Source organism: Antrihabitans cavernicola, from assembly GCF_008297975.1.
In the GTDB taxonomy this organism is placed as follows: domain Bacteria; phylum Actinomycetota; class Actinomycetes; order Mycobacteriales; family Mycobacteriaceae; genus Antrihabitans; species Antrihabitans cavernicola.
In genome coordinates, this window is record NZ_VLNY01000019.1 from 18,727 (window position 1) to 30,653 (window position 11,927).

An 11,927-nucleotide genomic window follows, 5' to 3' on the forward strand; every position below is an offset into this window, starting at 1 on the left:
TGTGGGATGGGTGGAGTGCGGGCGATTCGAGTAGTGGATTACTCGCGCAGGGAGTGGTCGGCGATTCGTACAGTTGTCTTCGGCAAGAATCAGAGTCGGACGGCATCGAGGGAGTCGAATGATCACCCGGATTGCGGCAGCGGTGTTCGGCCTACTGATCCTTGCGGTTGTCGTCGGATTCGCGACCCAGAGCCCGCAGCATCAGCGATCCGCCACTTACTCCGCCGCATACGACGCGGTCCCGCCTACCCAGGTCAGCTACGCAGATAACGCGACGACGCCGGATCCCAGTGCTGGGATCGGCGTCGCGTTGCTTGTCATCGGTGCGGCTGCGATCGGTCAGGTCTTCTTCCGGCCGGGAACCATAGCGCTCCCGGCCGTCGATCGGGTGATACTCAGCCCGATCACTCGTCTATAGAGCCACCCGGAGCCGTCTTCGAGACGTTCATCAGGAACTCGGCGTTGCTCTTGCTCTTCTTCAACCGGTCGATCAGCAACTCGATCGCCTGCACCGGATCGAGACCGAGCAGCACACGACGCAACTTATGCATCACGGCCGCCTCGTCGGGGTTGAGCAAAAGCTCGTCCTTACGGGTGCTCGACGGATTGACGTCGACCGCGGGGAAGATACGACGCTCAGCGATCTTGCGGTCCAACTTGAGCTCGGCGTTGCCGGTGCCCTTGAACTCCTCGAAGATCACCGTATCGCCGGTAGAACCGGTCTCGACCATCGCTGTCGCGATGATGGTGAGCGATCCGCCGTGCTCGATGTTGCGTGCCGCGCCGAGGAATCGCTTCGGCGGGTACAGGGCTGTCGAGTCGACACCACCGGACAGAATACGACCGGACGCCGGCGACGAGTTGTTGTACGCGCGGCCGAGTCGAGTGATCGAGTCCAGCAGAACCACAACGTCTTTGCCGGCCTCGACCAGGCGCTTGGCCCGCTCGATGGCCAACTCGGCAACCGAGGTGTGGTCGCCCGGCGGACGGTCGAAGGTGGAGGCAATGACCTCGCCCTTCACCGAACGCTGCATGTCGGTGACTTCTTCCGGACGCTCGTCCACCAGGACGACCATCAGATAGCACTCGGGGTTGTTCGTGGCGATCGCGTTGGCGATCGACTGCAACACGCTGGTCTTACCGGCCTTGGGCGGGCTGACGATAAGCGCGCGCTGGCCCTTGCCGATCGGCATCACCAAGTCGATGACGCGAGTGGTCAGGATGTTCGGCGTTGTCTCGAGACGCAGCCGCTGATTCGGATACAGCGGAGTGAGCTTCTGGAACTCGGGACGCTTCTTCGCGGCCTCGACATCGCCACCGTTGACGGTGTCCAGTCGAACCAGCGGGTTGAACTTCTGACGCTGGTTGTTCTGCTCGCCCTCACGTGCGACGCGAACCGCGCCCGTGAGTGCGTCACCACGACGAAGTCCGTTCTTGCGGACCAGGTTCATCGACACGTAGACGTCGTTCGGCCCGGCCAGGTAGCCCGACGTGCGGACGAACGCGTAGTTGTCCAGCACATCGAGAATGCCCGCGACGGGCTGTAGGACATCGTCTTCACGGATCTCCGGCTCGCGCTCGTTGCCGGGTGCGCCGCCTTCACCGCGGTCGCGTCCGCGACGACGCTCACGGAAGCGGCGCCCGCGCCGGCCGCGACCGTCACCGTCGTCGTCGCCTTGGGCATCGTTGCGGTTGTCGTTGCGCGGGCCGTTGTTGCCCTGGTTGTTGCGGTTGTTCTGGTTGCGATCGTTCTGGTTGTTGCGCTCGCCCTGGTTGTTGCGGTCGCCCTGATTCCGCTCGCCCTGGTTGTTGTTGCGCTCGCGACGGTTCTGGTTGCGCTCGCCGCCCTGGTTCTCCTGGCCACCTTGCTCGGAGCGTCGTCCCTGCTCACGATCGTCGGTGTTGCGGTTGTCGCCGCCACGCGAGTCCTGGCGATCACCCGACTGGTCGTTGCCTTGCTCCGGCGAGCCTGCCTGGCGAGACGAGCCGCGGCGCTGCCGATTACGGCCGCCACCCTGCTCGCCGTCGTTGGCGTCGGCGCTGTTCGCGTCGCCCTTGGTGTCTTCGTTCCTGGTGTCGTCGCTCTTGTTGTCACGGCGCGGTTCATCGGTGCGCGCCGGTGCCGGCTCCGCAGTCGCCGGCGCGGCCGATTCGGCTACGACGGGCGTTGTTTCCACCGGTGCAGCCGCTTCGGTAGCAGGAGTCGACTTTGCCGGCCGAGTACTGGTCTGCGAGTCCTTGATAGCGCCGATCAGGTCGCCCTTGCGCATACCCGAGGTGCCCTTGATGCCCAGCTGTCCTGCGAGAGCGCGCAGTTGCGGCAACAGCATCCCGGAGAGTCCCGCGGTGGGGGAAGTCGATTGTGAATCTTTCGCCTGGCTGACCGGAGAATCGGTCTCAGAATTGCCAACAGGCGTTGCGAGCAGGTCCGTATCGGTCACGGAGGTCCTTTCCTTCCCTCGCTCGCGATGTGTGAGCCGAGGGTTCGTCCCGCAGCCCAGCATGTGCTGGACTCGGATGTGCCGTCACTGATCGCCGCTCAGAACCCCGTCGCCGGTACCAACCCACCGCCGCAGAAAATGTGCGAAAGGATCGTTCCAGGGCCAGTGATGCCTCAAAATTCTTGGAGTCGAATTCTGAAGTGATCGCCCTGGTGAAGCACCGGCGTCTGATGCGCACGATGTACGGACAAGGCCAGGATAGCCCGCAACCATGGGCACGGCAAGGACCGCCCCCTTCGGTGCGTCACCGCACGTGAACGCCTTCGGCAAGCTCGAGGTCGAGTACCTGCAGCCCCGCGACCTCGGCGGCCGCCCGGAGATCGTCCGGGAACTGCTCGGTGATCAGCGCGAGTACGGTCGGCCCAGCTCCGGAGACCGCAGCAGCAATTCCTGCCCCCCGCAGCCGGGCAATCCACTCGGTCGTGAGCGGGAGTGCCGGCGCTCGTTGCGGCTGATGCAGCAGGTCAGCAGTGGCGGGAAGCAGCAGATCGGGGCGCCCGGTGAGCGCCACGACCGCCAGCGCCGCACGGCTGACGTTGAATGCAGCGTCCCGGTGCGGAACGAATTCCGGCAGCAGGCCGCGAGTGTGCGCTGTCGACGATCGTTCGTTGGGCACCAGGACGACGGCTTTGATGCCTGGATCGACGTCGAGCCGCGCGGCGCGGTATCGACGGTCTTCGCCGTCACCGACGCCGGATTCGGTCCACGACACCACGGCTCCGCCGAGAACGCTGGCAGCGGCGTTGTCCGGGTGTCCCTCGAACTCGGAGGCCAACTGGACAAGTTGCTCGAGGCTGAGCGCGAGTTCGCCATCCACCTTCGATGCGAGTCCGTTCGCAGCAGCCAGCCCACCGACGACTGCAGAGGCCGACGACCCCAACCCGCGCGAATGCGGAATCACGTTGCGGCACACCACGTCCAGGCCGTCAGCCCAGACGCCGGCAGACTCCAGACCCCGTTCGACTGCGCGCACTACGAGGTGCGACGGGCCCCACGGAACATCGTCCGCCCCTTCACCTTCCACCGAAATAGTCAGTCCGGACGCGGTGGTGGTCACCGTGATCTCGTCGTAGAGACCCAACGCCAAACCGAGGGTATCGAATCCCGGACCCAGATTGGCGCTCGACGCGGGGACTCGTGCCGTCACGGTGAGTCCGATAGGGAGCGTCTTCGTCATCAGAGGCTGACCGGCGTCCACTACGCCAACTCGAGTGCTGTCACGACAGCATGCGGATCCACCGGAATCGGTTGCACCTGCGGCATTCCGGCGAGAGCGGTGTCGGGATCCTTGAGGCCGTTACCGGTCACGGTGCAGACGACGGTGAGGCCGGAGTCCAGCCAGCCTTCCTTACGCGCCGCAAGCAGGCCCGCCACGCTGGCCGCCGACGCCGGCTCGACGAAGACGCCCTCGGTGGCCGCGATCAGTCGGTAGGCCTCGAGGATCTCGTCGTCGGTGGCTGCTCGAAATGCGCCGTCCGATTCTTCCTTGGCGGCGACAGCGCCGTTCCAGGATGCGGGCGAACCGATCCGGATCGCCGTCGCGATGGTTTCCGGATCCTTGACCGGCGCACCGTGCACCAGGGGTGCCGCACCTGCGGCCTGAACTCCCAGCATGCGCGGCTTCACGCTGGTGATGCCGTCGGCGAAATACTCGGAGTAGCCACGCCAGTAGGCGGTGATGTTGCCCGCGTTGCCCACCGGCAGCGCATGCACGTCGGGCGCCATGCCGAGCGCATCGCAGATCTCGAACGCCGCCGTCTTCTGGCCTTCGATGCGGGCGGGGTTGACCGAGTTCACCAGCGCGATGGTCGGGTACTCGGCCGTCGTCTTGCGGGCCAGCTCCAGACAGTCGTCGAAGTTGCCTTCCACCTGGATGATTCGCGCGCCGTGCATCACTGCCTGCGCCAACTTGCCCATCGCGATCTTGCCCTGCGGAATCAGCACCGCGCAGGTCATTCCGGCGCGCGCCGCATAGGCGGCCGCCGACGCCGACGTGTTACCCGTCGACGCGCACAGCACGGCCTTCTGACCCCGCGCACGAGCGTCGGTGATAGCCATCGTCATGCCGCGGTCCTTGAAGGACCCGGTGGGGTTGAGACCCTCCACCTTCAAATGCACGTCGCAGCCGGTCAATTCGGAGAGATGCGCGGCAGGAAGCAACGGGGTGCCACCTTCGCGCAACGTGACGGGCTCCCAATCGGGGCCGACAGCCAACCGGTCGCGGTAGGCCTCGATCAAGCCCGGCCACGGCCGGTGCACCGGTGTCGCTCGTTCCGCCTGTGTACTCATTCTTCAGTGCCTTCCAGTCGCAGAACACTCGTCACCGCGGTCACGTATTCCAATTGAGCAAGAGCCGCAACAGTTTCCGACAATGCGGCATCTGTTGCACGATGGGTGACCACCACGAGGCGAGCACCCTCGCCCGCGCCTTCCTGACGCACCGTGGAGATGCTGACACCGCGATCCGCGAACGCGGTTGCGACACCGGCCAGCACCCCTGCGCGATCCGCGACGTGCAGATTCACGTGGTAGCGCGTCGGAGTGTCTCCGATCGGCGCGATCGGCAGCTTCGCATACGTCGATTCGCCGGGACCACGACCGCCGAAGAACTTGTTGCGTGCCGCCATCACCAAGTCACCCATCACCGCGGAGGCAGTCGGCGCGCCGCCTGCGCCCTGGCCGTAGAACATCAACCGACCCGCCGCCTTGGCCTCTACGACGATCGCATTGAACGCGCCGTTCACCGTGGCGAGCGGGTGCTCGAGAGGGATCAAGGCCGGGTATACGCGCACCGAAATACGATCCTTGCCATCGGAATCCGTCACCCGCTCGCACAGGGCGAGCAACTTGACGGTGCAGCCGACGGCTTCCGCGGTCGCCAGATCCTCTGCAGTGACCTTGGAGATGCCCTCTCGGTAGACATCCGCAGCGGTCACCCGCGTGTGGAACGCCAGCGACGCAAGGATCGCGGCCTTGGCAGCGGCGTCGTAACCCTCGACGTCGGCCGTTGGATCGGCTTCGGCGTAACCGAGTCGGCTCGCTTCCTTCAGCGTCACCTCGTAGTCGGCACCGGTCTCTGCCATCGCCGACAGGATGAAGTTCGTCGTCCCGTTCACGATGCCGACAACACGATCCACCCGGTCGCCCGCCAACGACTGCATCAGCGGCCGTACGACCGGAATCGCGCCTGCCACAGCGGCTTCGAAGTACAGGTCCGCCCTGTTGCGCTCGGCGGCTTCGGCGATCTCACCTGTGTAGTCGGCCAGCAGCGCCTTGTTCGCAGTGACGACGGATTTGCCCGCGTTGAGCGCAGAGAGGATCAGTTCGCGCGGCAGATCGATCCCGCCGATCACCTCGACCACGATGTCGACATCGTCGCGCGCTACCAGCGCAGCGGCGTCCGTGGTCAGCAACTCTTCTGGCACACCACGATCCGCACCGACCTTCCGCACGGCGATTCCCCGCAGAACGAGCGGAGCGCCGACGCGGGCCTGCAGGTCGTCGGCGTTGTCACGCAGGATGCGCACGACCTCGGTGCCGACGTTGCCCAGTCCGAGCACGGCGACGCCGATCGGCTGATCGCTGTTCACATCCCGATGGGACTTCTTCTCATTCGACTGCGTCATTGCGTCACCTCCAAGCTGAGCAGGTCTTCGACCGTCTCTCGGCGAAGGATCAATCGCGCCGCTCCGTCACGCACCGCCACGACGGCAGGACGAGTGAGCTGGTTGTAGCGACTGGACATCGAGTAGCAGTAGGCACCGGTCGCCGCGACGGCAACAAGGTCGCCCGGCGCGACGTCGTCCGGCATCCAGGCATCGCGAATGATCACATCGCCGCTCTCGCAATGCTTTCCGACCACGCGAGCGACGACCGGACCGGCCTCGCTGTCGCGCGAAACCAGCCTGACGTCGTACTCGGCCTGGTAGAGCGCGGTACGAATGTTGTCGCTCATTCCGCCGTCGACACTGACGTAGCGACGGGTAGCTCCGGAGCCGAGGGTGACGTCCTTGACGGTGCCGACCTCGTAGAGCGTCACGGTGCCGGGACCGGCGATGGCCCGTCCGGGCTCGACCGCAAGCGTCGGCCGTGGGAGGCCGACCGCAGCCGACTCGGAATCGACGATGGCTCCGAGCTTGGCCGCAAGCTCTTCCAGCGGCGGCGGGTTGTCGGTGGGAACGTACGAGATACCCAGTCCCCCACCGAGATCGATGGTCGATATCTGGGCCGTCTTGTCGACGCCGAACTCCGACACCACGTCGCGCAGCAGGCCGATCACCCGGTGAGCGGCGAGTTCGAAGCCGTCGACCTCGAAGATCTGCGAGCCGATGTGACTGTGCAGACCCACGAGTCGCAGGTTGTCCGCACCGAAGACCCGGCGTACGGCGTCGAGCGCCTTGCCACCGGCCAACGAGAATCCGAACTTCTGATCCTCGTGCGCTGTCGAAATGAACTCGTGGGTATGCGCTTCCACGCCGACCGTGACGCGGACCAGAACGTCCTGCACCACTCCCGCGCGACCTGCAACCTCGTTCAGTCGGTCGATCTCGATCAACGAGTCCAGCACGATGTGACCCACACCGGCAGCGAGGCCGGCTTCCAGTTCGGCAACCGATTTGTTGTTGCCGTGCATGGCAATTCGCTCCGGCGGGAAGCTGGCGTTGAGGGCGATTGCCAACTCACCACCCGAACACACGTCGAGCGAGAGGCCTTCGTCGGCGACCCACCGCGCGATTTCGGTGCACAGAAACGCCTTGGACGCGTAGTGAATCCGCGACGACGGGCCGAAGGCCTCGATCACGTCTTTGCACCGCGACCGGAAGTCCGCTTCGTCGATCACGAACAGCGGCGTTCCGTACTTCTCCGCCAAGTCCAGCACCGGTACACCCGCCAGGGTGACGACGCCGTCGGCTCCGCGCGCCGCGCCACGCGGATACACCTTGGGCGGCAGCGTCGTCATCTGCGACGGATCCGTCGGCCGCTCGGGCAGGCCGGGGGCATGCGGGACCTCGGCGTGCCGTGGGCCGGCGGGGTGCGCGTTCACATTTGCTCCGGTGCGGTAACCCCGAGCAGGGCAAGGCTGTTCGCCAAGACCTGCCGGGTGACGTTGCACAACGCCAAGCGAGCGGTGTGCAGTTCGTTCGGGTCTTCGTCGCCTTGCGGCAACACGCGGCACGCGCCGTAGAACCGGTGGTAGGTACCGGCCAGCTCCTCGGCGTAGCGCGCAATTCGGTGTGGCTCACGAAGATTCGCCGCACTCGACACCACCTGCGGATACTCGCCGATGGTCCGAATCAGTTCACCCTCATGATCGTCGGTGAGCAGTTCGAACTTCGGATTGTCCACGCTGACACCCAGGTCAGCGGCATTGCGAGCCAGGGAGCTGAGCCGGGCGTGCGCGTATTGCACGTAGTAGACCGGATTCTCGTTGCTCTGGCTGGTCCACAGCGCGAGGTCGATGTCGATGCTCGAGTTGACCGACGACCGGACCAGCACGTAGCGGGCCGCATCGACGCCGATGGCCTCGACCAGGTCGTCGAGCGTGATCACGGTGCCGGCGCGCTTACTCATCTTCACTGCCACACCGTCACGCACCAGATTGACCATCTGGCCGATCAGCACCTCGACGGTGTTCGGATCGTCGCCCGCCGCGGCAGCCGCAGCCTTGAGCCGTCCGATGTAGCCGTGGTGGTCGGCGCCGAGCATGTAGATGCACAGGTCGAAGCCGCGGGACCGCTTGTTCTCGAAGTACGCGATATCGCCTGCGACGTAAGCGGGTTCGCCGCTCTTCTTGATGACGACGCGGTCTTTGTCGTCGCCGAAATCGGTGCTCTTGAGCCACCAAGCGCCGTCTTTGGCGTAAAGCGCGCCTGATTCCTTCAACGACGTGACCGCCCGCTCGACCGCACCGGACTCGAACAACGAGCTCTCGTTGAAGTAGACGTCGAAGTCGGTGCCGAAGTCGTGCAACGTCTTCTTGATGTGCTCGAACATCAACTCGACGCCAACCGCACGGAAAGTTTCACGACGCTGCTCGTCGTCGCCCGCGAGCGCGTCGGGGTGCTCCGCCACGACGGCCGCCGCGATCTCGGAGATGTACGCGCCTGCGTAACCCTTTTCGGGGGTTGGTGCGCCAGTAGCCGCAGCGATCAGCGAATCGACATACCGATCGATCTGCGCGCCGTGATCGTTGAAGTAGTACTCCCTGGTCACCGCTGCGCCCTGCGTCGCGAGGATCCGACCGAGAGCGTCGCCTACTGCCGCCCACCGGGTGCCACCGAGGTGAATCGGGCCCGTCGGGTTGGCGGAGACGAACTCCAGGTTGATCGCGGTTCCGCTGAGCGCCGTCGACGAGCCGTATTCGGTGCCTGCGGCGAGCACGGTCTCGAGAACCGCACCCTGCGCGGACGCTGCAAGGCGGATGTTGAGGAAGCCGGGACCAGCAACCTCGGCCGAGTCGATGCCCTCGGTCGCGGTGAGTGCGTCGGCGAGCCACCCTGCGAGATCACGGGGGTTCACACCGGCAGGCTTGGCGATCCGCATGGCGATATTGGTCGCGTAATCGCCGTGTTCGGGATTGCGCGGACGCTCGACCTTCAGCTCGTCAGGCAGGACGGCGGTGTCTAGTCCGCGCTCGGCAAGCACCTTCGCGGCTGTGCCGCGAAGGAGTTCGGCAAGGTCAGGTGGAGTCACAGGTGTCTATCCTATGGTCTGCTGGGGTGCACCCAGTACCCGGACCATCCGGTCCGGACCGGCCACTCAGGCTCGGAACGTAGAGTGGTGACGCTCGCGGGGGCCAGTCCTTCGCGTGCGGCGGAATGTCCACACGGCGAAAGAAGCACTGCAGCGATGCCCAGCGGTCCCGAAAGTCGCAGTCCCCAGGGTAAGACCGGGGCCAAGTCAGCCAAGGCGATCAAGGCCGCCACGAGGAAGAGTTCCACCTCGTCGCGCGGCAAGGGCCTACCCAAGGGTCGTCAGATTCCTTGGATGACTGTCGGCGCCGTCGTCGTCGTCCTCGCTCTGATCGGCCTGCTCGCCTACAACTTGGTGCCCAAGTACCACGACCAGGCCGAAGCGCAGAAGTTCACGCCGAGCGACACCAACAAGGACCCATCGTCGGGTATCGACGGCGTCGTGAAGGTGGACTACCCCGCAGGCATCCACGTCGGCCCCACGCAGCGCGTCGCCTACGACAAGTCGCCGCCGTTCGGTGGTCCGCACGACGCGACCTGGGCCACCTGCACCGGAAACGTCTACCCGAAGGCCATTCGCACCGAGAACGCTGTGCACTCCCTCGAGCACGGCGCGATCTGGATTGCCTACAACCCGGACAAGGTCGACGCCGCGGGTGTCGACACGCTGAAAAAGAAGGTGGACGGCCAGGCGTACACGCTGATGTCGCCTTACCCCGGTCTGGACAAGGCGATCTCGCTGCAGTCGTGGGGCCACCAGCTCAAGCTCGACAGCCCGGACGACAAGCGCATCGGCGAATTCATCGCGGCGCTGCGGTTGAACAAGAACACCTACCCGGAGGTCGGCGCCAGCTGCTCGACCATTCCCGGCCAGGGCTCGTTCGACACGAACAACCCGCCGCCGTTCGACGCGACACCCCCAGGACCCGACGCAGTCCCGATGGACGGCAAGGGCATCGCACCCGACGCAGCCGAGCAGGGTGGAGCCGCAGCCGGTGGGCTGCCGGGCGGAATGCCAGGCGGGCTTCCCGGTGGGCTGCCGGGCGGCGCGCAATTGCCGCCTGAGCTGCAGCAACCCGCTCCGGGTGCACCCGCTGCACCGGCACCCGCGCCTGCACCTGCACCCTGATGACCGATCCGGAGTCGACCCCGACCGCACCGGCACGGCGTAGTCAGCGGACAGCGCTGACGATTCTGGGCCTGATCGGAGCTATTGCGATCGGGTTCGGCCTGGGCTTCCTGGCGCACATCCCCCTCGACGATTCCGATTCGACCGCCAAGCCAGGCCCGGTCGATATCGGTTTCTCCCAGGACATGACGGTGCACCACAACCAGGCGATCGAGATGGCGGCGATCGAGCTGACCACCACCACCGATCCGCAGATCAAGAACCTGGCGTACGACATCTTGACCACCCAGCAGAATCAAGTGGGCCAGATGCAAGGCTGGTTGTCGCTGTGGGGCGAGGCGGCGCTGCCGACCGACGGCTACATGGGTTGGATGAGCAGCGATTCCGCACACGGTCACGACGGCATGTCCGGAATGCCGAACATGCCGACCGGCTCCACCGACAAGATGCCCGGCATGGCCACCTCCGACGACATGGCCGCGCTCCGTAATGCTCGAGGCCAGGAACTGGACGTCAAGTTCCTGCAATTGATGCTGCGCCACCATCAGGGCGGTCTGTCGATGATGCAGTACGGCGCCCAGCACGCCGACGTGTCGGCAGTTCGCGAACTGGCAGAGACGATGGTCGCGACGCAGCAGAACGAGGCCAAGACGATGACGGAGATGCTCACAGCACGAGGAGCTGCTCCCCTGCCGATGAACTAGGCAGTCGAACGGGTGGTTGTCGAGGAGGCCTCTCGACCGACGGTCCGATAACCGCCCGCTCGAAAGCTGGTCGGCGCCAGGCGATTGTCAGCTGGTCCTAGCAATGCGTTAGGCTTACGCCGCCCAACGGCACGCCGGATTACACCGGTGCGCCCCCGTAGCTCAGGGGATAGAGCGTCCGCCTCCGGAGCGGAAGGCCGCAGGTTCGAATCCTGCCGGGGGCACTCACCAAGTCAGGCTCGGAACGGCAACCGCGGCGACACGATGAAGAACAGCTGGACGACCGCGAGTGCCGCAACACTGGCCGGCGGATTGATGAGCGAGCCGAGAGCTGCCAGGGCATAGAGGATCTGAGCGAAGACCAGCCGTCGCCGAACGAGCGTCATCGCATCGGGGTCGTCGACCAGGTTCGCACGCTCGATCCGCCAGATCTGCCATCCGAGAGTCAAGCCGAGGCCCAGCAGATTGGCCCAATAGATGCCGACGGCCAGGGCAAGGTGAATGTGCTCGGCAAGCGTGGATGCCGCGAACGGCAGTGTCGAGACGAAGAACAGGTAGATCAGGCACGCCCACGACAGCATCCGATCGGCGGTCTGCACTTTCCCCAGCATCGTGTGCTCGGCCAGCCAGAACGTGCCCAGCATGGTGAAGCTGAGGAGATATGCCGCGAACTGCGGACCGAGGCTGGTGACCTGGTGCCATAGCGCCGAACTGCTGTCTACCTCCCCCGCCGGCAGCCGAACGTCGAGCACCAGCAACGTCATTGCCACCGCGAAGACGCCGTCGGCAAGTGTTTGTAGACGTTCGACGCTCCGGCCGGACAGCTCGTTGTATGGGGTGCTCACCGCGTCAGTATCGCCAACCAGTCCGGCGGTGTCATTGTCGGCGGGAATCTCGAGCC

Annotated in this window: 10 protein-coding genes and 1 tRNA gene; 4 read left to right on the plus strand and 7 right to left on the minus strand. The window is 65.3% G+C overall.

Going from position 1 to position 11,927, the window contains the following annotated elements; genetic code table 11:
* Window positions 1-118 precede the first annotated feature (118 nt).
* Entirely contained in the window at window positions 119-418 is a 300-nt protein-coding gene (locus FOY51_RS24285) for a hypothetical protein (protein WP_149432863.1), read from the plus strand.
* Here the strand turns inward: FOY51_RS24285 and rho are convergent.
* The 6 genes from rho to argS all read right to left on the minus strand — a co-directional run bounded on the left by rho (window position 405) and on the right by argS (window position 9,194).
* A complete protein-coding gene (gene rho, locus FOY51_RS24290) occupies window positions 405-2,441 on the minus strand; it encodes a transcription termination factor Rho (RefSeq protein ID WP_149432864.1) in 2,037 nt (678 codons plus the stop codon). The genes FOY51_RS24285 and rho overlap by 14 nt on opposite strands.
* A 304-nt stretch (window positions 2,442-2,745) precedes the next feature.
* Window positions 2,746-3,678, minus strand: a complete 933-nt coding sequence (thrB, locus tag FOY51_RS24295) for a homoserine kinase (protein WP_149432865.1) — start codon at window positions 3,676-3,678, stop codon at window positions 2,746-2,748.
* Window positions 3,679-3,698: 20 nt separating this feature from the next.
* On the minus strand, window positions 3,699-4,790 hold the full coding sequence (gene thrC, locus FOY51_RS24300) for a threonine synthase (RefSeq protein ID WP_149432866.1): 1,092 nt from the start codon (window positions 4,788-4,790) through the stop codon (window positions 3,699-3,701).
* Window positions 4,787-6,127, minus strand: coding sequence for a homoserine dehydrogenase (locus tag FOY51_RS24305; protein WP_149432867.1), 1,341 nt, complete (start codon window positions 6,125-6,127; stop codon window positions 4,787-4,789). Before FOY51_RS24305 ends, thrC begins: the two co-directional genes overlap by 4 nt.
* On the minus strand, window positions 6,124-7,545 hold the full coding sequence (gene lysA, locus FOY51_RS24310) for a diaminopimelate decarboxylase (protein ID WP_149432868.1): 1,422 nt from the start codon (window positions 7,543-7,545) through the stop codon (window positions 6,124-6,126). The genes FOY51_RS24305 and lysA overlap by 4 nt, the downstream gene beginning before the upstream one ends.
* On the minus strand, window positions 7,542-9,194 hold the full coding sequence (argS, locus tag FOY51_RS24315) for an arginine--tRNA ligase (protein ID WP_149432869.1): 1,653 nt from the start codon (window positions 9,192-9,194) through the stop codon (window positions 7,542-7,544). The genes lysA and argS overlap by 4 nt, the downstream gene beginning before the upstream one ends.
* A 156-nt stretch (window positions 9,195-9,350) precedes the next feature.
* Between argS and FOY51_RS24320 the strand changes: the two genes are divergently transcribed.
* From FOY51_RS24320 to FOY51_RS24330, 3 genes are all read left to right on the plus strand, one after another.
* Complete coding sequence (locus FOY51_RS24320) at window positions 9,351-10,322, plus strand: thioredoxin-like domain-containing protein (protein WP_149432870.1); 972 nt, start codon at window positions 9,351-9,353, stop codon at window positions 10,320-10,322.
* The gene (locus FOY51_RS24325; protein ID WP_149432871.1) at window positions 10,322-11,026 is read left to right on the plus strand and encodes a DUF305 domain-containing protein; all 705 of its coding nucleotides are present in this window, start codon (window positions 10,322-10,324) and stop codon (window positions 11,024-11,026) included. The genes FOY51_RS24320 and FOY51_RS24325 overlap by 1 nt, the downstream gene beginning before the upstream one ends.
* A gap of 151 nt (window positions 11,027-11,177) precedes the next feature.
* Window positions 11,178-11,250, plus strand: a tRNA-Arg gene (locus FOY51_RS24330).
* 9 nt (window positions 11,251-11,259) lie between these two features.
* On the opposite strand, the gene FOY51_RS24335 is transcribed toward FOY51_RS24330, so the two are convergent.
* The gene (locus tag FOY51_RS24335; protein ID WP_149432872.1) at window positions 11,260-11,871 is read right to left on the minus strand and encodes a TMEM175 family protein; all 612 of its coding nucleotides are present in this window, start codon (window positions 11,869-11,871) and stop codon (window positions 11,260-11,262) included.
* Between the last annotated feature and the right edge of the window lie 56 nt (window positions 11,872-11,927).